The organism is Vibrio sp. Y176 (assembly GCF_033438945.1).
The window spans coordinates 1-20,910 of record NZ_JAWOQS010000005.1 but is presented as its reverse complement, the minus strand read 5'-3'; the positions used below and the strand labels follow the sequence as shown (position 1 = coordinate 20,910).

Here is a 20,910-nt window from a genome sequence, read left to right as displayed (position 1 = left end):
TTTTGCTACGCTTGTATGGGGTAACGCTTGTCTCTTGGCAGCGAATTCCTTAGTATTGCCTGTCTTTTTAAAGCCTGAGAATCAAGATGAAAACAGAATTATACAAAGAGTTTATGTTCGAAGCAGCACACCATTTGCCACACGTACCAGAAGGTCACAAGTGTGGTCGTTTGCACGGACACTCTTTCCTTGTTCGTCTTTATGTAGAAGGTGAAGTTGATCCACATACAGGTTGGGTAGTGGATTTTGCAGAGATCAAAGCTGCATTTAAACCAATTTACAATCGCTTAGACCATTACTACCTAAACGACATTGAAGGGTTAGAGAACCCGACTAGCGAAGTGTTAGCAAAATGGATTTGGCAGCAGCTTAAGCCAAGCTTACCACTGCTAAGTAAAGTCGAAATCAAAGAAACGTGCACAGCGGGTTGTATTTACAAAGGCGAATAAGTCACTTTCTATTGAGCATTAAACAAAGGCAAGCGAGAAGCTTGCCTTTGTTGTATCTGAATGCCCCAGTTTTGATTATGCTTCACCAGCTAGCTTAATGGATGTCGTAGAATCCATTCTTTTTCATTATCACCCAATGTTGTTTCCTCTGTATTAATGAATCCGCACGCATCAAAAAAACTGATAGCGTATTGCTGACTTTGTGGGACAGTGGCGCAAAGAGAGGTGCTTTTAGGGTTAATGGTATACGCATAAAGGAACAGTTTACGCAATGCCTCACTCCCAACCCTTTGACGTTGAAAACGTTGATCAATCATCAAGTATTTAAGCTCCAGTTCGTATCGTTTAGCAAACGGCGCATGTTGGGAGAAACCTTTATCGATAACAAGATAGCCTACTAATAGGTCATCAGAATAAATCGTAAAGAACGCCTCTGACTTACTACGTTTTTGATAAGCCATTTCAAACGGCGTAAAAAATCCTTTTTGCTCTTCTTGCACATCCAATTGCATCAAACTTGAAAAACCTTTCAGTTTGGTGGGTTTAATCGCAATCATCGCTCAATCACAAATTGGCGGCATACCTTTATGCCACCACGAGTTTTTATAGAGTATTAAACCTATTTTAAGTAACTAACCGAGTGAAGAAAAGCTAGCAATGAAGAGGGTAATAATAACCTTGGTGAATATAGGCGCCCAATGTTGTGAGTAAGTGAGCACTGTCTGCCGTTTCTACGCCTTCAACAATGACCGTGCAGCGATACGTATTGCCCATAGCAATTAACTGACGCAAGGTTTCTATCTTTTTATCATCAGATTTTAGGCCAATAACAAATTCTCGATCGATTTTGAGGTAGTCCGGATTCAGCTTGCTGATAAGCGCCACATTATTATTGCCGGTGCCAAAGTCATCAATACTGATTTTACAATCCAGAGCTTTTAGTTTCGCGACATTGCCATAAATCTCAGAGGTATAGTACATCGATGCATTTTCTGTGATTTCGATTGTCAGCAAACGGCAATCCCGATTAGATAGCTCTCTATATAGGATTGAAAAGTTACGCCCTCGCAGCAAAGAAGGACAAACGTTAATGCTGATAGGGATGGGCAACGCTTTTTGTTTGGTGTAGATGGAATCAATCACCAGTAAGGTATGAGTTAGCAGCAATCCATTGCGGATCAGTGTTTCAATAAACCGTTGCGTATTTTTTACCTTAAACCGGGAGAGGGCTTCGTAGTGCACAATCTTTTGTGCCGAAGTGTTATAAATCGGCTCCAGTTTTATTTTGAATTGTCGAATTGCGCACAAGTAAGCCATAAAGGCTTGTAGGGAGCGGTGACGCAGTATAATGAGAAAAAGTAAGCTCAGTAGAATGATACTTTGAAACGGTCCAGAGATGTAATACACCTCTTTATAGCCACTATTCTTTACGTGATAATTGAAAAAGCGTTCATTGGTGTTACCAATCTCTAACGACGTTCCGGTATTCGTTGATAGCTTCATACCGGAAAGAAAAAAACGTGAAATATGATTTTCAACATTGTCGGATAAGTTAATGTTTTTAACACGAACCAAAACAGTTGCGTTATTTAAGTCAAATGATTGGGTCGTGTAATTGTTATTGTTACTCCACTCTTCAAAGGCTTTTTTGCTGACAGGGACAACGGTTTCTGGAGTGACTAAGCATCGAATATTGAAACGATCTAGCATCATGCTCGATTCCACCAACTTCACATTATCAAATAGCGACTTCAGTTCGCTTTCATTAGCAAAGCAACTCCTGCGGGAAAGGCTCTCTGCAATTTCGAAGGCGTTATCCAGATAATTATGTTTAACGATGCTGTTTATCGCGTAGTAACAGATAGCAAAGAAAATGATCGCAGTGATCAACACAACCCACATCGCTTCTGAATAGATCTTTTTATTACGCAGGCAAATACGAAGTGCTTTTCGAAGACTATTGGTTGTGTATTGATTGATCTTCTGTTGATGTTCGATGCCATTCTGATGGTTGTTTTGCATAGTAAAAGGGATGAAGTATCCGGTCCGGTGAATGTTTTCGATAATGTTTTTGTTAGTGGTTAAGTGTTCTTCCGTGAGCTTGCGAAATTTCTTTCTTAGAGCGGCCACCGCGTTTTTAAAGCCATTTTCAGGCAGTGTCATTTTGTATTGTTGAGTGATTTTGCTTTCTATTAACCGCTGACTAATCGGCGTATTTAAACTGCCGTATGTGGCGATAGTTGACAGAATGGCGTACTCATTTGGGTTGACAGGAATGGAGTGGTGGAGTGACTGATTGAGCTCTAGAGATATTTCGTTTTCGGACAAGCAAACGCAGATTTGGTTTCCAATTTCAAACCTAATCATGTGTTGATGTGCTCCAAGTTTAATTTTTGGCTACGTTATCAATAAAGCTAGGGAAGAGATGTGATTTTTTACTGAGATATCCATAATATTTGGATATATTCAACGTTTTAGGTTTTTTTTACTTGTCCTGATAACGCATTTTCCTGGGTTTTTTAGGTATAAAAAAACCCGAGCACAGACTCGGGTTTTGATTGGTATTCAGAAAGGCGTGTTAGCAAATCACTTTGATTGCTAGACCACCTTGAGATGTTTCGCGGTATTTCGCGTTCATGTCTTTACCTGTTTCTAGCATGGTTTCGATAACCTTATCTAGAGAAACAGTTGGAGCTGAAGAGCGACGTAGTGCCATGCGAGTAGAGTTGATTGCTTTTACTGCCGCAATACCGTTACGCTCAATACATGGAACCTGAACCTGACCTGCAACTGGGTCACACGTTAGACCTAAGTTGTGCTCCATCGCGATTTCTGCTGCCATACACACTTGCTCTGGGCTACCACCCATAAGCTCAGCAAGGCCTGCTGCTGCCATAGAACATGCCACGCCAACTTCACCCTGACAGCCAACCTCTGCACCAGAGATAGACGCGTTGCGCTTGTAAAGACCACCGATTGCGCCAGAAGCCGCAAAGTAACGGATGTAATCTTTTTCAGTCACAGTTTGGATGAACTTATCGTAGTAAGCCAGTACCGCAGGGATGATACCACACGCACCGTTAGTTGGTGCTGTAACAACGCGGCCACCTGCTGCGTTCTCTTCGTTTACTGCGAAAGCAAACATGTTTACCCAATCAACAACAGACATTGGGTCGTTTGTTGTCTTTTCTGAAGTAAGTAGCTGCTGGCGAAGTGCTGCTGCACGACGAGGCACGCGTAGTGGACCAGGCAAAATACCTTCTTCATTCATACCGCGATCCATACACTCGCGCATTGTGCGCCAGATGTTCGCGAAATAAGTACGAGTTTCTTCATCTGAATGAAGCGCATGCTCATTCTTCATGGTTAGTGCGCTGATGGACAATCCACTTTCGTGGCATTGGTTAACCAGTTCCTCTGCCGTTGTAAACGGGTAAGGTACTTTTACTGGGTTCTCAGCTTCTTTACCGAAATTTTCTTCATCAACGATGAAACCACCGCCGATAGAGTAGTAAGTTTTTGAGTACGCTTTTTCGTCATCAATCCAAGCGTGGATCTGCATGCCGTTTTCGTGTAGCTCTAGGTTTGTTTTGTGGAAGTTCATTCCACCTTCACGTGGGAACGATACTGTGTGACAGTGCATGCCAACAGGAAGGCGTTCAGTTTCTTCTACACGAGCGATAAAGCCCGGGATAGAATCGATATCAACTTTCTCAGGAGTGTTGCCTGCAAGACCCATGATGATAGCAATATCTGTGTGGTGACCTTTCCCTGTCAGTGATAGTGATCCATAAACGTCAACGGTGATTTTAGTGATGTCGCGCAGTTTTCCCATTGCACGAAGATCATCAATAAACTCTTTACCCGCTTTCATTGGGCCTACAGTGTGTGAGCTTGAAGGTCCAACACCGATTTTATAGATATCAAAAACACTAATCATATCGATTACCTCAGAAGAAAGCCTCCCAAGGGGAGTTGGGAGGCTTAATTTTATCGTTATATTTTTGGATTAATCATACTGCACTGGGCAGAGATGATTAAAGAGCGCCGTAGATTACAGAACTAATTGCAGCAAGACCACAGATTGCTGTGAAAATTTGCACAGGTGCTGAAGTTTTGTACTTAGCCATCGCAGGAACTTTTTGCATTGCGAAGATTGGCATCAAGAATAGGATTGCCGCAATCATCGGTGCACCCATTGTTTCAATCATACCTAGGATGCTTGGGTTAACGATAGCAACGATCCAAGTTGTGATTACAATGAAGATTAGAGACATCTTCTCGATCTTACTTACTGGTGATTTTGAACGAGATTTCACTAGACCAACTAGACCTTCGTGCGCACCCAAGAAGTGGCCAAAGTAGCTAGAGGTGATCGCTGCGAAAGCAACCAATGGACCCATGTAAGAGATCAGTGGAGATTCATGCACGTTTGCTAGGTAAGAGAGAACAGAGATGTTTTGCTCTTGCGCCGTTGCTAGTTGCTCTGGAGACAGAGAAAGTACAACAGAGAAAACGAAGAACATAACAAAGCCCATCAGCATCATTGCTGCGCCACCGGTGATAGCGTCAGTTTTCTTAACTGCGTCATCACCGTATACACGACGTTGCTCTTTAGAGAACTGAGAAATGATTGGGCTGTGGTTGAAAGAGAACACAATAACAGGGATTGCTAGCCAAACGATAGCTGGCATTGCACCCCAGTCAGGTGACACTTCCATCATTGAAGTGTTCCAACCAGGAATTAGGTATACAGACAGTGCTAGTAGGATGAACACGAGAGGGTAAACCATTGCTGAAGTTGCTTTCAGCATAAGCTCTTTACCGAATACTACGCCTGCTGTCATTGCAGCAATAAGTGCACCAGAAAGTAGCCAGCGAGGAATAGATTCCATGCCCATTTGGTTAACTAGGAAAGAGTCAACTGTGTTTGTGATACCAACACCGTAGATAAGTACGATTGGGTAGATAGCGAAGAAGTAAGCGAACGTAATAAGGTTTGCGCCAGTCTTACCAAAGTGCTCTTCTACTGTGTCGGTGATGTCCGCTTCAGGGTTTTTCGCAGAAAGAACGAAACGAGCTAAAGATTTGTGTGCGAACCAAGTCATTGGTGCTGCGATTAGGGCTAGGATTACTAATGGCCAAAAGCCACCTGCACCTGCTTTAATAGGAAGGAACAGTACACCTGCACCTACTGCCGTACCAAAAAGGGACAGACACCAGGTAAAGTCTTTGTAAGAAAACTTACTAGACGATTGTGCGGTAGAAACCGCAGAAGTAGTTGTATTCATTTTTTAGTTACTCATTTTGGGAACAGGAAATAAGTCGGGAGTAATTTTGCAAGATTTTACACTAGGAAAATTAGATCTAAATCATTTATTGCTTACGCTTATTGAATGATATGTCAAAAACCTGCTTTTTATCACGAAAATGATGTGCTACTCGTGATTTCTGCTAATGAGTAAAATTAGAAAAACTTATCAATAGGGCTGTTTGTATAAATTTATTTCACCGCAAGCGTTTGCGGTGAAAATGGAAAATTAATCTAATGTGAATGAATGTTTATGAAGCAACGTTTTATTAATATTGATGCGCATAATGATCGCGCCTATAAAAGCACCGATATCAACAACTGTTTAATGTGAAATAATATGTTTTTGCATTGATTCGATAATTTGTGCCGTCATGCCCCAGATGAAATGCTGTCTATATGGGATAGCAAATACACGATGACTGCTTCTTTTTAGGTCAAATTTGGTGCTATACAATTTTTTGGGGTTCAGAATATGGTTGGCAGGAACCTCAAAAACTGACTCTACTTCATTTGGGTCAATATGCGTTTTATATTCCGGAGAAACAAAAGCCAAAAAAGGTGTCACATTAAATTGACTAATCGTTGGTAGTGTAGGCAGTTGACCAAACACATGAATATGCTCATCTTCTATCCCAACTTCTTCTTTGGTTTCCCTTAAAGCTGTATTCACGAGCTGAATATCTTCCTGCTCATATTTGCCACCGGGAAAGCTGATTTGTCCCGGATGATGGCGTAAGTGGGCTGCACGCTTAGTCAGAATGACTTGTAACCCGTCATCGCGTTCCACAAAACCGATTAAGACTGCCGCATCTCTCAGGGACTTTTCTTTCATCCATTTCAGTCGAGCAAGGGACTCTTTGTGGTAGCCCGTTGGAAGCCGAAATTGAAAGTTCTGTAGTAAATGAGTTTTGTCGATAACCAAACTGAGTCCTTATTTATCGTGCCTAACCATTATTTATTATACTCAAAGACGGCAAAGCGTATGGCGTTATCGTTACTGGTTACCAAATAAAGCATTCGCATTAAAACACTCGCCAGCACTTTCCCTCTTTGTGTTGTGTGTCTCACTCTGCTTGAACATATTAATTTGAAACTTATAAGGTTATACACCATTCTTTATTTTAGGACGTCACTATAGGGCAAGTATTGGCCAATGAAAGGGATTATTTTCACCGAGTTCATGGAGTTAGTGGAAGAGAAATTCGGTCTTGATGTGTTAGACCAAGTTCTCGATCTTTCTAACGATGAAGGTGTTTACACTGCTGTTGGTAGTTACGATCACAAAGACTTGGTTAAGTTGATCGTGAATCTCAGTAAAGTATCTGGTGTTCCCCCCGAGCAACTGCAAGAGGTGTTTGGAGAGTGCGTCTTTTTGAATTTACTTCGCTCTATTCCTAGTCACGCCAGTTTGCAACAGTGTGAAACGACGTTTCAATTTGTTCGCCATGTTGAAGATTTTATTCATGTCGAAGTTAAGAAGCTCTATCCTGATGCTAACCCTCCGCAATTTGATTTCATTAGTGAAAACCAATCCCAATTGGTATTTGACTACCACAGCGCAAGATGTATGTCTCACGTATGCTTAGGATTGATAAAAGGTTGTGCTGCACATTTTGGTGAGGTAGTTCATATCAAACATCAAAACCAGTCAGAAGATGGCAGCAAAGTACGTTTTTGGTTAGAGGCTCAATAAGAACGATATGACGGGAAGTTCCTCATTAGAAAGGAAACTCAAACGAGAAGTTGCATCAAGAAAAGCAGCTGAGCAGCTGTTGGAACAGAAAAGCTTAGAGTTATATGAATCCAACCAGCAACTCAGTGTTGCATTGAAAAAGCTGGAGCTGAAATCTAAAAAGGATCTTCGTAAGTTTGAGTTTGAAGAGCAAATTGATGCCACGTTGATTAAGTTCGGTCGTACTTTTTTATCGAGCACGTTCGATGAAGCAATGATAGCGAGCTTTATTGAGCAGCTCACTTCTAACTCGATCATTTCTGCGGCTTACTTGTTTCTTGACGCTACAAAGCTGAGCTCATTGCGTCGTCATCACTTTGGTCACTTACAGCTTCGTCATAACAACGAGATTTTAACCTCTCCTAATTGGCAGGGAGAGAATTTGCATTTGCCAGTTATCATTGATGGGGAAACGGTTGGGGAGTTGATTTTCTCTGTGTTGCAAGATCAAATCGATAAGTCTTTTATTTCCAAACAGATGGAGCTCGTGTCTGACTTAGTTCATGGTGTTATTGGTCGACACTTAAGTTTAGAGCGAGAGGTCGAGCTGAGAAAGCGGGCTGAGGAATCAGAAAAAGCGACGAAGGAGTTTGTCGCCATGATTAACCATGAGCTGCGAACTCCTCTCAATGGCGTATTGGGTAGTGCGGAGTTATTGAGTCGAACCCAATTAGAAGAAGAGCAGCGTCAATACTTGAGCAATCTGACTCAATCAGGGGACTTATTGAGAGTTATCATTAATGATCTTCTTGATTTCAGTAAGATGAATGCCGGTATGATGGAAATCATACATAAAGTCTTTGCCTGGGAGGAACTTGAAAAAGCCATCATGGGTGTATTTGCAGCTAAGGCTGCGGAAAAACGCATCCATTTCTCTATCGACAAAAAGCTGGGGATCCCGGAATTTTTAGTCGGTGACTTAGAGCGCATTACACAAATTTTGGTTAACTTAGTGGGAAACGCGATTAAGTTTACTCACTTGGGTGGCGTCGTGTTACGGGTGGAATGGCTTAACGGCACGGCTTATTTTGAGGTTGAAGACACTGGTATTGGCATCCCAATAAAAGCACAGCCGTCACTCTTTGATCCATTTGTCCAAGTTGATCGCTCGGCGAAACGCAGCTTTGAAGGCTCAGGTTTAGGTCTCGCGATTTGTAAAAATCTCGTGGATTTGATGCAAGGTCAAATTAGCTTTGAGAGTGAAGAGCGCAAAGGCACAACTTTTAAAGTTGCTATTCCTCTTGAGGAAGGGCAAGCACAAGGCACAGCAGAGGGGGAATTGGTCACCATAGAGCGAAGCGATTTAGCAGGACGCTCAATATTAGTGGTTGATGACATCAGAATGAATCAAGTCATTGTTACTCAAATGCTGAAAAAACTCGACATTACACCTGATTTAAAAGCCAACGGCAAAGAAGCATTAGAAGCGGTGAAAAGTAAAGACTACGAACTGATATTCATGGACTGCCGAATGCCTGAAATGGATGGTTATGAGGCGACGATGTATCTGAGAGAGCGTGGCTTTACTCATCCTATTATTGCATTAACCGCTGGCACTACCATCGAAGAGCGTCAAAAGTGCATTGATTCAGGCATGGACGACATCCTCACTAAGCCGTACACCGCAACCGATATCGAACAGATTATGTGTAAGTGGCTTGAGCAGTAGACGCTGCCTCTTAAAAAGTATGTTTGTTGGCCAACGGCTAAAAGCTAAAGTACATGCAAATAAAACACACAAAAAAACGCACCACACTGGATAATGCCGATCATTTAACGATGTTTTTTGGGTCATTCTAGCGAGCCTTGGCGAGACTAAGCATCTAGTAGCAGCACGATGAGCGGGTAATGAAACAAATTTGACCACAAAGTGCTTGAATAGAAGAACCTGTATCACGCTCCTTCGTCGCTGTGCAGGGTGATGAGATACAGAAATATGCCACTCGTTGTTAAACGAGCGGCATTATCCGTTCTGGAGGCGTTTTAGATTGTTTTAGTCAATAGCATTAAAGTGGCGTTGTGTGCTGTTGAAACCTACGATTGCAGCGCTGGCAAAATCTTTGAAAGCTTATCCAACGTTTCTTGATACTCAGAGGCGCAATCGCTATCTGCCACGACGCCGCCGCCAGCCCAAGCGTAAAGTTTGTTTTTTTCCGCTACAAGAGTTCGGATAGTAATGCTGGTGTCCATACGACCATGGCGTGAAATGTAGCCAATACTGCCGCAATACGCGCTGCGTCGATGCGGCTCCAGTTCTTCAATGATCTGCATTGCGCGAACTTTAGGTGCGCCCGTAATTGAACCGCCTGGAAAACACGCTCGCAGCAAATCCGCAGGAGCGTATTGTTCATCCAAATTTGCACGAATGGTGCTCACCAAATGATGAACGGCAGGGAAGCTTTCAATATTGAACAACTTTGGCACGTGAACGCTACCCGGTGATGCAACTCGACCAATATCATTACGCAGCAAATCGACAATCATCAGGTTTTCTGCCTGATCTTTTTCCGCTGTCTGCAAGTCATGGGCATTAGCGTTATCTTGCTTTGGATCTTCGCTGCGTGGTCGAGTACCTTTGATTGGTTTCGTTTCAATGACGCGATCTTTGAGCTCTAAAAAGCGCTCTGGAGAGATACTCAAAATCGAAGACTCAGGCATACGGATAAACGCTGAGAATGGCGCTTGGTTGGCGGACTCCAATTTCAGATACGCTTGCCACTCGCTGCCTTGATACGGTGCGTTAAAGCGCTGCGCCAAATTGATCTGATAACAGTCACCGCTCAACAAGTATTCTTGCACCTTGTCAAAGCGAGTGGCGTAGCTCTCTTTCGTCATGTTTGACTGCCAATCACCAGACAAAGCGAAGTCAACGGTTTGTTCTGCTTTTTGCTCGTTTAACCATTGCCAAGCTTGCTCGATGTTCTGACCGACTAAGTATGCTTTTTTTAGCTGGTGGTCAACAACAACGGCCCATTCATACAGACCTACCGCCATATCCGGCGTGTTGAGGTCCTTTTCTGCCACTTCTGGCATCGTTTCTACGCGGCGACCTAAATCGTAACTGAAGTAACCGAGCGCACCGCCGACAAAAGGCAGATCCAATTCTTTATTTAACTCTACGTGAGGAAGCCACTGTTCTTGCAACTGATGAAGCAGCGCAAATGGGTCACCTTGAGTTGAATAGGCATTCGATGGCGTTTCAACTTGTGTGTTGTCGGCAGTGGTTTCTAACGTTGCAATTGGGTTGGAGACCAACACATCGAAGCGGCTATCGATATGCGTTTCTGATGCAGAACGCAGCAACATCGCCCAAGGCTGGTGTTGAATGCGAGAAAAAAGGTGAAGAGCAAACTCTGGTGCGTATTCCAACGCTTTAAAATCAATGAATTGATTGTCCATGTTGTTCATTTGTGTAATTTGTGACAAAGAGATCGTTCACTGCATGGCATGTCATGGGCAGCAAGAGTATCATATTCCTCTGTATAGCCAAACTCCCTCTATTCATAGGGTTTTGAGATGGTTTACAAGTAGGCAACTTCAGCATTTCGTGTGTCGATATCAGCCGTTCGACAATTGTTTATAAAAAACGAAGCTCAAAAGAGCAATAAGCTCAACAAACACGATTGAAGCTAAGCCAATAATGGAAGCATAACTATAACGAGGCATGTAATGACGGTAATACGCAAGCAGGATGTGATCAGCAGTGTCGCTGATGCGCTACAGTATATTTCTTACTACCACCCGCTAGACTTTGTTCAAGCTCTTGAAAAAGCCTATCACCGCGAAGAGAGCCAAGCTGCTAAAGACGCGATTGCTCAGATCTTAATTAACTCCCGAATGTCCGCAGAAGGTCACCGTCCAATTTGTCAGGATACTGGTATTGTGACGTGTTTCGTCAACATCGGTATGGGCGTGCAATGGGATTCGACCGACATGACGGTTCAGCAGATGGTAGATGAAGGTGTTCGACAAGCGTACACGAACCCTGATAACCCGTTGCGTGCGTCAGTACTTATGGATCCTGCCGGTAAACGTATTAATACCAAAGACAACACGCCTGCCGTCGTACATATCAACATGGTTCCGGGCGATAAAGTTGAAATTCAGATCGCTGCGAAGGGCGGCGGTAGTGAAAACAAAACTAAGATGGTGATGCTAAACCCATCTGACGATATTGCTGAGTGGGTAGAAAAAACGCTACCAACAATGGGGGCGGGCTGGTGTCCTCCTGGCATGCTTGGCATTGGTATCGGCGGTACGGCTGAAAAAGCAGCGGTATTGGCAAAAGAATCTCTAATGGAACACATCGATATTCAAGAGCTTATCGACCGTGGTCCACAAAACGCAGAAGAAGAGCTTCGTTTGGATATCTTCAATCGCGTGAACAAACTTGGTATCGGTGCGCAAGGTCTTGGCGGTTTGACGACTGTTGTCGACGTTAAAATCAAAACTGCGCCAACGCACGCGGCTTCTAAGCCTGTTTGTTTGATCCCGAACTGTGCGGCGACTCGTCACGTACACTTCACGCTTGATGGTAGCGGCCCAGCAGAGCTAACACCACCTAAACTAGAAGATTGGCCAGATATCACTTGGGAAGCGGGCGAAAATACGCGTCGCGTAAACTTAGACACAATTACTAAAGAAGAAGTACAAGAGTGGAAGACAGGCGAAACGGTTCTTCTATCAGGTAAAATTCTGACTGGTCGTGATGCTGCGCATAAACGTATTCAAGGCATGCTAGATAACGGTGAAGGTCTACCTGAAGGCGTAGATCTAAACGGTAAGTTCATTTACTACGTAGGCCCTGTTGATGCAGTTGGTGATGAAGTCGTTGGTCCTGCTGGCCCAACAACATCAACGCGTATGGATAAATTCACCGATATGATGCTAGAAAAAACAGGCATCATGGGCATGATCGGTAAAGCTGAGCGTGGCCCTGCAACGGTTGAATCTATCAAGAATCACAAAGCGGTTTACCTAATGGCTGTCGGTGGCGCTGCGTACTTGGTGGCGAAAGCGATCAAGAAAGCTCGCGTTGTCGCATTTGAAGATTTAGGTATGGAAGCGATTTACGAATTTGAAGTTGAAGATATGCCAGTAACAGTGGCTGTCGACTCAAATGGTGTTAACGCGCACCAAATCGGTCCAGACACTTGGAAAGTGAAAATTCAAGAGATGGAAGCGTAAGGCAAAGGGCAATCTTGCTGCGTCTCAGCAGAGAGAATGTGACAAGGTGCTGATTTACCTAGCAAACAATTGACAAAAGTGCAGCGAAACCTGCACTTTTTGTCTATATAATTAAGGATATAAACCTTTAGGCATAGCAATCAAACGTTATGCGAACAATAATTAGGAGACGGCATGCCTCGTTTTATTCAGATTCTACAAATTATTCTTGCTGTAGTGATAGGTGGCTTTGTTGGCTATGACTTGATTCTTCACGGTATCAGCATCTTTGATGAAAAGTACGTGACCATCACATGTGTGTTGTGGTTGATTTTAGAAATCGCTCTATTTGTTATCTATAAGTTGATCGAAGACGACTAGGCTTAAAGAAAGCGGGTTCCTGTTTAACATAGTAATCAGCGCATATAGAGTTACTAATGCTGTAGATTAAGTAAGCCTCTGAACCACTCAGGGGCTTTTCTTTTTTTAATACAGCATCAAGCCGGATGTTTTGTTCATCTTTTATTAAGGTATATAAAGTTAAACTCATAGAATTCGGGATAGAACAGTATTCATAGATCGAAATTCGAAGTCGCTGACAACGTTGTTTTAAAGTGGAGTAAGATAAAGAAGCGTAATGAAGAGAATAAAGAAAGAAGTTAATGACTTTATCAACAGAGGTATGGACTCTAATGTTCGAATTGCTGTCACCGGACTTTCTCGTGCCGGTAAGACGGCATTCATCACGTCATTAGTGAATCAGCTTCTTCATACTGCAACCCATGACAATTTGCCTCTTTTGACTGTGGCTAGAGATAAGCGCCTTATTGGGGCGAAGCGTGAGCCTCAATCGAATATGATGGTGCCACGCTTTGCTTACGATGAGGCGATGAGCCAAATTCATGCGACTCCACCTCAGTGGCCAGTACCGACACGTGATGTGAGTGAGATTCGCTTAGCGCTCAAGTACAAACCAAATAAAACCACGAAAAAGCTGTTGAGTAAAACCGCAATTTTAAATGTTGATATTATCGACTATCCAGGAGAGTGGCTGCTCGACCTGCCTTTATTGGACATGGACTTTGCAACGTGGTCGCAAACTCAGTTTGATGCACTTAAAGGCCAGCGTGGCGATTTAGCCAAAGCTTGGCTTTCTAAACTGGAGAAAGTGGATCTCTTTGCAGAAGTGAATGAGAAACTACTTGAGAAAGTTGCACACACATACACAGAGTACCTTCATTCTTGTAAAGACTCTGGCCTTCATTGGGTTCAGCCTGGCCGCTTTGTATTACCTGGTGAGCTAGCAGGCGCGCCGGTGCTACAGTTTTTCCCGTGTCGTGTTGATTCAGAAAGCAAAGCGTCCAAGGGCAGTAACTTAGCGATGCTAGAAGCCCGTTTTCAGGAATACCAACAGAAAGTCGTGAAAGCGTTTTATAAGCATCATTTTGCGACCTTCGATCGCCAGATTGTACTGGTGGATTGTTTGCAGCCTCTCAATGCCGGTGATGAAGCGTTTTACGACATGCGCCAAGCGCTAGAACAGATCATGCATAGCTTCCGCTATGGTCGTAGTAGCTTTTTGCGTCGTCTGTTCTCACCAAAAATCGACAAAGTGTTGTTTGCTGCTACAAAAGCGGATCATATCACGCCCGATCAGCACCCCAATTTGGTGTCTCTGCTCCAACAAATGGTGCATCCAGCATGGCAAACGGCAGCCTACGAGAATATTGAGATGAGCTGCATGAGTATCGCTTCCATCCAAGCAACCACGACGGGGTTTATTTCCTCTGGAGATAAGACCATCCCGGCGTTACAAGGAACAACATTGGGTGGTGAGCCGATGACTATGTTTCCCGGAGAGGTGCCGAAAAAGCTACCAAATGCAGCTTATTGGCAAAACAACGGGTTTGATTTTACGTCGTTTCGTCCGATGCCCTCACCGAATGATGAGCCAGTGAAGCACATACGCTTAGACAAAGCACTGGATTACCTGATTGGAGATAAATTGAAATGAGTGAGTTGAAGCAAAAACAAGTTTTCTCTGAAAATGTAATGGAAAAAGAGCAGCAATCGAATCAACCGGAGTTGACGGCGCAGCAAACATTCGGCGAAAAAGAAACATTTGTACCTGTTGAAGTTAAAGAAGCGCACCAGGAGACCGAACAGGAATTGCAACTCGAGCATGTCATTCGTCCAAAATCGGGCAGAAAATGGCTCGCGACTGGCGCATTTGCAACTTTTGCTGGTTTGGTTGGCTGGCAAGCGGTGGACTCGGTTATAACCGCAATTCAGGCTTCTGATTGGCTGGCCTTAAGCTGGACGGGGTTTATTGCTGCGATCGCTTCGCTTGGTTTAGGAGCTATGGGTAAAGAGCTTTGGAAACTGCGAAAACTACGAAATCATTTTAGTGTTCAAGAAGAAGCAGAAGCACTTGTTAATAGTGAGAGCGTTGGGAAAGGGAAAGACTTTTGCGAAACCGTAGCAGAACAAAGTGGTGTGATGGCAGAGAATCCGGGCTTTGATCGTTGGCAGAACAGTATTAACCCTGCTCATAGTGACGCTGAAATTCTTGATATGTATGACTCGATGGTGGTGAGCCAACAAGACAAGTTGGCAACGAAAATCGTATCACAGCACGCAAGCGAGTGTGCGGCCCTAGTCGCCGTGAGCCCTCTGGCTGCCGCTGATATGTTGCTGGTGGCTTGGCGAAATTTCAAAATGATCGACAACCTCTCCAAGGTATATGGGGTAGAGCTAGGTTATGCATCTCGCATCAAGTTACTAAGAGCGGTATTTGTCAATATGGCGGCGGCTGGTGCCAGTGAGCTCGCTATTGATGCCAGTATGGATTTGATGTCGATGGATCTTGCTGGCAAAGTTTCTGCTCGTGCGGGGCAGGGACTAGGTGTTGGTATTCTAACGGCACGTTTGGGCTTGAAAGCGATGACCTTATTGCGTCCACTACCCTGGTATCCTGACCGTCAGGTTAAGTTGGGCACCATACGCAAGGCAGTGGCGGCGAAAGTTGCATCAATTACGATGAAACCGTAACGAATATCAACTTTGATGGATAGGATTGCTTGACGCCATTCCAAGCATGATAGAAACTACTGTCAACTTTTCCTGACAGTTGTGAATTGGGATATTTTAAGTGCGTCTTGAAGTCTTATGTGAAGATCGACTCGGCTTGACCCGAGAACTGCTCGATATTTTAGCGTCTAAAAGCATCGACTTGCGTGGTATCGAAATCGATATTAGCGGTATTATCTATTTGAATTGCCCGGATATTGATTTTGATACGTTTAGTGAGCTGATGGCTGAAATCCGCCGTATTCCGGGGGTGAAAGACGTACGTAAAATCCAGTTTATGCCGATGGAGCGCCACAATACGGAGCTGCTCTCGTTAGTTGATAACTTGCCCGATCCGGTTTTTGCCATTGATCTTAAAGGTGCCGTAGACATGGCAAACATGTCTGCACTTTCATTGCTTGGCCTTCACAAGCAAGAAGTGATTGGTACTCAAATCGGTGCTTTGTTACCAAGTGTTCGTTTCTCTCGTTGGTCTGAAGGTGTTAATGGTCGAACGCGGGAAAACCTTGTGATTGATGGCTTGGACTATGTTCTAGAGTTGATGCCCGTTTATATCCGAGACGAAGCGCAAAACTCGACTCTAGCGAGTACTCTAATGACGATTCGCTCTAGTCAGCAAGTTGCCAGAATTGAAGAAGCGCTACCGCTGCATAATCCTCTGGGTTTTGAGCACTTTGTTGGTATATCGAACCGTCATAAAGCACTAATGAACCAAGCTAAGAAGCTGTCTGTGCTTGACCAACCATTGTTGATTGAGGGCGAAACGGGGACCGGTAAAGAAATGCTTGCTAAAGCTTGCCACAGCCGTTCTAGCCGTGCGAGCAAACCATTCCTAGTTTTGAGTTGTGCTTCGATGCCCGACGATGTAGCAGAAACCGAACTTTTTGGTCATGCGCCGGGTTCATTTAATCATGAACAAGGCCACAAAGGCATCTTTGAGCAAGCAAATGGCGGGACGGTATTTCTTGATGAAATCGGTGAAATGAGTTCGCACCTTCAAATCAAGCTGTTACGTTTTCTACAGGATGGTAATTTCCGTCGTGTCGGTGCAGAAGATGAGATGCATGTCGATGTTCGTATCATCGCTTCAACAAAACATAACCTTGCCGAGCTTTCTGAAGCAGGAATGTTCCGTGAAGATTTGTATTATCGTCTCAACGTACTTACGCTCAGCATTCCTCCGTTACGTAAGCGCTCAAACGACGTTGCACCATTGCTTGAGTTGTTTGTGGCGAAACATGCTCAACAGCTTGGGATTGATAAGCCAGAGTTTGATGATGGTCTAGTTGATGCCCTTGCAAATTATCAGTGGCCAGGAAACATGCGCCAGCTGGATAACATGGTTCTTCGAGCGCTCACGGAAATGGATGGTGATATACTAAACGCGGATCACTTCAATTTACCTCAGCCTCAGTCAGTCGGCGCTGGTAGTGCAACGCTTAACATCGACGGTTCTTTGGATGAGATCATGCGTGATTATGAATCTCAAGTTCTGGAACGTTTGTATCAGTCATTCCCATCAAGCCGCAAGCTTGCTAAGCGCTTAAATGTATCGCATACCTCAATCGCTAATAAACTGCGTGATTACGGTATACGTAAGAATTAATCGAATTGAACGAAAAGACGGAATTAATCATTTGTAATGGAAGATAACAGCTCATCTATCGCCGTTCATAAGTTGGACGGTGACTTGCTTCTTCGTACCGCTGAAATCGGTGACGCAGATATGATTGCCGAATATTTTCAAGCGAACCGAGAATACCTGAAACCGTTTGAACCGAAACGTGAAGAGGCTTTTTTCTCAGTGAACGGTTGGTTGCAAAAGCTTATCAAGCTCAATGAGCTGCATCGAATGGGATTGGGGTATTATTGCCTTTTAGTCAGAGCCTCTTCGGGTGAAATGCTAGGTACGATATCCTTTAGTAGTTTGAGTCGTTTTCCTTTTTATTCTTGTAACGTCGGATATTCTCTCGCTGAAAAAGCGCAAGGGCATGGTTATATGCGTCGTGGATTAACCATGGCTTGCGACTACATGTTTAACGTTCAGAAACTGCATCGTATTCAAGCTGGCTACATGCCTCACAATAAACGCAGTGAAGCTGTGCTAGAGCATGTAGGTTTCAACCGAGAAGGGTATGCAAAAGATTACCTTTTGATTAATGGTGAGTGGCAAGACCACGTTCTAACGTCGCTTATTAATCCGAATTGGCAGCCAGAAGGGCGATAGTATGGAACGATTGGAAAAGCAGTTAGCACTTGTAATCGAGCTCGATAAGCTCAAAAGCATTTTGCGCCGAACTCGAGTTAAAAGTGCTGAAGGGCGCCTCGAAAATAGTGGTGAGCATAGTTGGCATGTCGCACTGATGGCAATATTGATGGAAGAGCATGCGAATGCACCTGTTGATATTTGCAGAGTGATGAAAATGTTATTGATACATGACGTAGTAGAGATCGACGCGGGCGATACCTTTGTTTATGATACTGCTGCGTCTCAAGAGCAAGCAGAAAAAGAAATTAGAGCTGCAGAGCGCTTGTTTGGTATGTTACCCAGCGATCAGGAGCAAGAGCTATTGGCGCTTTGGCATGAATTTGAAGCCGCGCAGACCGATGATGCTAAGTATGCAAAAGCACTCGATCGGTTAATTCCAATGCTCTTGAACTACCATAATAATGGTCAGAGTTGGAAGGAACATGGTGTCTCACGCGAACAAGCACTTACCATTAATAAACGAATTGAATTTGGCTCTGTTACCTTATGGGACAAAGCGAAAGAGTTGATTGAAGAAGCCACAGAGAAAGGTTGGCTGAAATCGTAATAAAGGAGACTGAATGTCTTATTTGCCTTTGGATGAATACCAAAGAAAATGGATTTTTACGCATCAGTCGATGCCTGTGCCAGAAGAAGATTTGGCTTTTATTAAGCCGATGAGCCAAGCCCGTTCAGCACAATTTTGGAAAGAAAATATCAGTGCTCAAAGCCCTGATATGGATAGACTTAGTTCCCAAGACTGGCCAATGAATGAGGCGAATTGGTCTGAAACTGTGGATTGGATGGCTGCCTGGGAGTCGGATGATCCTGACATGCTAGCGGAAGTTGAGGCACATATCGATTGGCAAGACGATGTGACCGTTTACTTTTGCTACGAGAAGTACAATGTCATCGAAACGAAATGGTCTATTTTTAAAAAGCACTGGAAGAATTTTCTCTTTTATGACGATGGTCCGATACTAATAGGACGTCGCCGTTCACAAGCACTTTGGTTTGATTCAAAAGGCAATGTGAAACTCGGTGTTCGTCAATAACGAGTTATAAAGCAAAGCCACCTTTCGAGGTGGCTTTGTTTTTCTAAAGGCTGGATAATGGACTCAACACACCGCCAGCCCCGCGCTCGATAACGTGAGTATAGATTTGCGTGGTTTTCACATCAGTATGCCCTAATTGTTCCTGAACAGTTCTAATGTCTGCGCCAGATTCCAATAAGTGCGTGGCAAAACTGTGTCTTAGTGTGTGGCAAGTTACAGTTTTCTCAATGCTTGCGTCGCTTGCCGCGCGCTTTACTGCTCTTTGTATTGCGCTTTCATTGATATGATGCCTTCTGAGTTCACCAGTGTCTCGATCTGCGCTTAACTTTGTTGATGGAAACAAAAAGTGCCAGTTAAAATCTAGCTCCGCTTTTGGGTATTTACGTCGTAAACCTTCAGAGATGTATACGCCCGCATAACCAGGCATGTGCTTATCTTTAAAGTAATAGTTTCTTGCTAAATTAACTTGAGCTTTGAGTGGTTCATGCAGTTCTTTGGCTAATGTGACTGTACGATTTTTACCTCCTTTTCCTTGCCAAACGCGAACTGCACCATAATCATAATCGATGTCTTGAACTCTTAAGCGTAAACATTCCATAACTCGAAGCCCTGAGCCGTAAAGCAGCTGAATATGGAGTCTATACCTCGGGTCGATATGCTGAACGAATCTTCGGATCTCCTCCCTGGTTAATACAACGGGAAGTTTCTTTTCGGTCAAGGGTTTCTGAAATCTCATATCAAGTGATAGTGGGGTTTTGAAATAATCACGATATAAAAATGATATTGAGTTCAGCGCCAAAGCTTGCGTTTTTACCGCAACTTTTTCTTCTACCGCTAAGTAACTCAGAAATTGAATGACATCATCTTCTGCTAGTGTTGATGGGTGTGCAAGCTGGTGAAAAGTGATAAAGCGTTTTATCCAAAATAGATAACTTTCGATAGTTTTATTCGCATAATGACGAGTAAGCATGTGTTCTTTTACACTAAGTAAAAACTGACTTTTCATGATAAATTAACCTGTTTATTTATACAGCTCTGTTAATGTATCACCACTTTTGAAATTAGCGTGCTGTGCGCCGACTAATTGCGCGCGCTACCACACATATTCATACTGTTTTTCTATTTGTTTCATACATATAAGTGCTACGATTGATAGCGCTTTTGATAAGAAAGAAGGCGGTAGCCTGCCATAAAAACGGCAAATCGCCATATAGAAAGCGTTATGTGCTTTCGGAGAAAACGATGAATAAGTGTCTAATCATCATATTATCTAGTCTTTCATTTGGTGCTCTTGCTGAAGAAGAGTCCATTGACTGTAATAATGCGATGACCACAATCGAGATAAACCAATGTGCTGCTATTGAACTAGAGTCAGCACAAGTTAAATTAGACAAATATCTAAGCACTAGCTTTGAGCATAACTCTCATGACCCAGAACTGATCGCAGCAATTAAGCTTGCGCAACAGGATTGGCAAGCATATATGTCCTCTCACTGTGATTCGGTTTATACGCAATGGCGTGATGGAACTATTCGTGGAATTATGGCGATATCGTGCAAAACTAAGCTAACTAAACAAAGAACGCACGAGTTATGGGAAAACTTTTTAACTTATATGGACAGTACCCCACCAGTTTTACCAGAACCAAGTGTAGAGTAGGTTTCAACCACGCACATAACAAACTGTTCAAGAGGGATTCGCAACGCGTGGCATTTTCACTATGCGTTGGTTTTAGTGGTTAAGGCGGTATGCAGTGGCTTTAGTATTGCGTTGCTCACCCCTTAACAGGGCGTTATGTTCTTGGAGGACGTGGTGGAGTATCAAAGAGATAGGGTAACTTTTAGCGTTTTCCATAA

Annotated in this window: 19 protein-coding genes; 12 read left to right on the top strand and 7 right to left on the bottom strand. The window is 43.5% G+C overall.

Annotated features, from left to right (window positions below; translation table 11 throughout):
* Positions 1 to 86 precede the first annotated feature (86 nt).
* Entirely contained in the window at positions 87 to 449 is a 363-nt protein-coding gene (queD, locus tag R7O13_RS13740) for a 6-carboxytetrahydropterin synthase QueD (protein WP_005376896.1), read from the top strand.
* Between the two features lie 89 nt (positions 450 to 538).
* On the opposite strand, the gene R7O13_RS13735 is transcribed toward queD, so the two are convergent.
* The 5 genes from R7O13_RS13735 to R7O13_RS13715 all read right to left on the bottom strand — a co-directional run bounded on the left by R7O13_RS13735 (position 539) and on the right by R7O13_RS13715 (position 6,685).
* Complete coding sequence (locus R7O13_RS13735; protein WP_318304062.1) at positions 539 to 1,006, bottom strand: GNAT family N-acetyltransferase; 468 nt, start codon at positions 1,004 to 1,006, stop codon at positions 539 to 541.
* A gap of 94 nt (positions 1,007 to 1,100) precedes the next feature.
* Positions 1,101 to 2,816, bottom strand: coding sequence for an EAL domain-containing protein (locus R7O13_RS13730; protein WP_031778938.1), 1,716 nt, complete (start codon positions 2,814 to 2,816; stop codon positions 1,101 to 1,103).
* Positions 2,817 to 3,027: 211 nt separating this feature from the next.
* Positions 3,028 to 4,389: an L-serine ammonia-lyase gene (locus tag R7O13_RS13725; protein ID WP_005376899.1), complete on the bottom strand. Its 1,362-nt coding sequence runs from the start codon at positions 4,387 to 4,389 to the stop codon at positions 3,028 to 3,030.
* A gap of 97 nt (positions 4,390 to 4,486) precedes the next feature.
* Positions 4,487 to 5,740, bottom strand: a complete 1,254-nt coding sequence (locus R7O13_RS13720; RefSeq protein WP_005388284.1) for an aromatic amino acid transport family protein — start codon at positions 5,738 to 5,740, stop codon at positions 4,487 to 4,489.
* Between the two features lie 345 nt (positions 5,741 to 6,085).
* Positions 6,086 to 6,685, bottom strand: coding sequence for a CoA pyrophosphatase (locus tag R7O13_RS13715; RefSeq protein WP_005376901.1), 600 nt, complete (start codon positions 6,683 to 6,685; stop codon positions 6,086 to 6,088).
* 231 nt (positions 6,686 to 6,916) lie between these two features.
* Here R7O13_RS13715 and R7O13_RS13710 point away from each other — a divergent pair, with 231 nt between their 5' ends.
* A complete protein-coding gene (locus R7O13_RS13710) occupies positions 6,917 to 7,456 on the top strand; it encodes a heme NO-binding domain-containing protein (RefSeq protein ID WP_005388282.1) in 540 nt (179 codons plus the stop codon).
* Between the two features lie 7 nt (positions 7,457 to 7,463).
* Positions 7,464 to 9,164, top strand: coding sequence for an ATP-binding protein (locus R7O13_RS13705; protein WP_151514958.1), 1,701 nt, complete (start codon positions 7,464 to 7,466; stop codon positions 9,162 to 9,164).
* 365 nt (positions 9,165 to 9,529) lie between these two features.
* Here R7O13_RS13705 and pabB read toward each other — a convergent pair whose 3' ends face one another.
* Positions 9,530 to 10,894: an aminodeoxychorismate synthase component I gene (gene pabB, locus R7O13_RS13700; RefSeq protein ID WP_318304059.1), complete on the bottom strand. Its 1,365-nt coding sequence runs from the start codon at positions 10,892 to 10,894 to the stop codon at positions 9,530 to 9,532.
* Positions 10,895 to 11,164: 270 nt separating this feature from the next.
* On the opposite strand from pabB, the gene R7O13_RS13695 reads away from it, so the two are divergent.
* From R7O13_RS13695 to R7O13_RS13660, 8 genes are all read left to right on the top strand, one after another.
* Complete coding sequence (locus R7O13_RS13695; protein ID WP_005376905.1) at positions 11,165 to 12,682, top strand: fumarate hydratase; 1,518 nt, start codon at positions 11,165 to 11,167, stop codon at positions 12,680 to 12,682.
* Between the two features lie 174 nt (positions 12,683 to 12,856).
* Positions 12,857 to 13,042 carry a hypothetical protein gene (locus R7O13_RS13690; protein ID WP_005376906.1) on the top strand — a complete coding sequence of 62 codons (186 nt, stop codon included), beginning with the start codon at positions 12,857 to 12,859 and terminating at the stop codon, positions 13,040 to 13,042.
* 256 nt (positions 13,043 to 13,298) lie between these two features.
* On the top strand, positions 13,299 to 14,675 hold the full coding sequence (locus R7O13_RS13685; RefSeq protein ID WP_318304058.1) for a YcjX family protein: 1,377 nt from the start codon (positions 13,299 to 13,301) through the stop codon (positions 14,673 to 14,675).
* Positions 14,672 to 15,712 (top strand): TIGR01620 family protein, encoded by a 1,041-nt coding sequence (locus tag R7O13_RS13680; RefSeq protein ID WP_318304056.1) that lies wholly within the window; start codon positions 14,672 to 14,674, stop codon positions 15,710 to 15,712. The genes R7O13_RS13685 and R7O13_RS13680 overlap by 4 nt, the downstream gene beginning before the upstream one ends.
* A gap of 100 nt (positions 15,713 to 15,812) precedes the next feature.
* Positions 15,813 to 17,357 carry a transcriptional regulator TyrR gene (gene tyrR / locus R7O13_RS13675; RefSeq protein WP_017820442.1) on the top strand — a complete coding sequence of 515 codons (1,545 nt, stop codon included), beginning with the start codon at positions 15,813 to 15,815 and terminating at the stop codon, positions 17,355 to 17,357.
* A gap of 36 nt (positions 17,358 to 17,393) precedes the next feature.
* Entirely contained in the window at positions 17,394 to 17,978 is a 585-nt protein-coding gene (rimJ, locus tag R7O13_RS13670) for a ribosomal protein S5-alanine N-acetyltransferase (protein ID WP_005376916.1), read from the top strand.
* 1 nt (position 17,979) lies between these two features.
* Complete coding sequence (locus R7O13_RS13665) at positions 17,980 to 18,567, top strand: HD domain-containing protein (RefSeq protein WP_005376917.1); 588 nt, start codon at positions 17,980 to 17,982, stop codon at positions 18,565 to 18,567.
* Between the two features lie 13 nt (positions 18,568 to 18,580).
* The gene (locus R7O13_RS13660; protein WP_064354115.1) at positions 18,581 to 19,054 is read left to right on the top strand and encodes a DUF2947 domain-containing protein; all 474 of its coding nucleotides are present in this window, start codon (positions 18,581 to 18,583) and stop codon (positions 19,052 to 19,054) included.
* A gap of 43 nt (positions 19,055 to 19,097) precedes the next feature.
* On the opposite strand, the gene R7O13_RS13655 is transcribed toward R7O13_RS13660, so the two are convergent.
* A complete protein-coding gene (locus tag R7O13_RS13655; RefSeq protein WP_318304055.1) occupies positions 19,098 to 20,060 on the bottom strand; it encodes an integron integrase in 963 nt (320 codons plus the stop codon).
* A gap of 236 nt (positions 20,061 to 20,296) precedes the next feature.
* Here R7O13_RS13655 and R7O13_RS13650 point away from each other — a divergent pair, with 236 nt between their 5' ends.
* Positions 20,297 to 20,713, top strand: coding sequence for a lysozyme inhibitor LprI family protein (locus R7O13_RS13650; protein WP_025507156.1), 417 nt, complete (start codon positions 20,297 to 20,299; stop codon positions 20,711 to 20,713).
* Positions 20,714 to 20,910 lie beyond the last annotated feature (197 nt).

Bases quoted from the DNA above. Each gene is read 5' to 3' on its own strand.
- R7O13_RS13695 (WP_005376905.1), top strand. From the start codon at position 11,165: ATGACGGTAATACGCAAGCAGGATGTGATCAGCAGTGTCGCTGATGCG.
- R7O13_RS13665 (WP_005376917.1), top strand. From the start codon at position 17,980: ATGGAACGATTGGAAAAGCAGTTAGCACTTGTAATCGAGCTCGATAAG.
- R7O13_RS13685 (WP_318304058.1), top strand. From the start codon at position 13,299: ATGAAGAGAATAAAGAAAGAAGTTAATGACTTTATCAACAGAGGTATG.
- R7O13_RS13655 (WP_318304055.1), bottom strand. From the start codon at position 20,060: ATGAAAAGTCAGTTTTTACTTAGTGTAAAAGAACACATGCTTACTCGT.
- R7O13_RS13735 (WP_318304062.1), bottom strand. From the start codon at position 1,006: ATGATTGCGATTAAACCCACCAAACTGAAAGGTTTTTCAAGTTTGATG.
- R7O13_RS13680 (WP_318304056.1), top strand. From the start codon at position 14,672: ATGAGTGAGTTGAAGCAAAAACAAGTTTTCTCTGAAAATGTAATGGAA.
- rimJ (WP_005376916.1), top strand. From the start codon at position 17,394: ATGGAAGATAACAGCTCATCTATCGCCGTTCATAAGTTGGACGGTGAC.
- queD (WP_005376896.1), top strand. From the start codon at position 87: ATGAAAACAGAATTATACAAAGAGTTTATGTTCGAAGCAGCACACCAT.
- pabB (WP_318304059.1), bottom strand. From the start codon at position 10,894: ATGGACAATCAATTCATTGATTTTAAAGCGTTGGAATACGCACCAGAG.
- R7O13_RS13650 (WP_025507156.1), top strand. From the start codon at position 20,297: ATGAATAAGTGTCTAATCATCATATTATCTAGTCTTTCATTTGGTGCT.
- R7O13_RS13705 (WP_151514958.1), top strand. From the start codon at position 7,464: ATGACGGGAAGTTCCTCATTAGAAAGGAAACTCAAACGAGAAGTTGCA.
- R7O13_RS13720 (WP_005388284.1), bottom strand. From the start codon at position 5,740: ATGAATACAACTACTTCTGCGGTTTCTACCGCACAATCGTCTAGTAAG.
- R7O13_RS13660 (WP_064354115.1), top strand. From the start codon at position 18,581: ATGTCTTATTTGCCTTTGGATGAATACCAAAGAAAATGGATTTTTACG.
- R7O13_RS13710 (WP_005388282.1), top strand. From the start codon at position 6,917: ATGAAAGGGATTATTTTCACCGAGTTCATGGAGTTAGTGGAAGAGAAA.
- R7O13_RS13690 (WP_005376906.1), top strand. From the start codon at position 12,857: ATGCCTCGTTTTATTCAGATTCTACAAATTATTCTTGCTGTAGTGATA.
- R7O13_RS13725 (WP_005376899.1), bottom strand. From the start codon at position 4,389: ATGATTAGTGTTTTTGATATCTATAAAATCGGTGTTGGACCTTCAAGC.
- R7O13_RS13730 (WP_031778938.1), bottom strand. From the start codon at position 2,816: ATGATTAGGTTTGAAATTGGAAACCAAATCTGCGTTTGCTTGTCCGAA.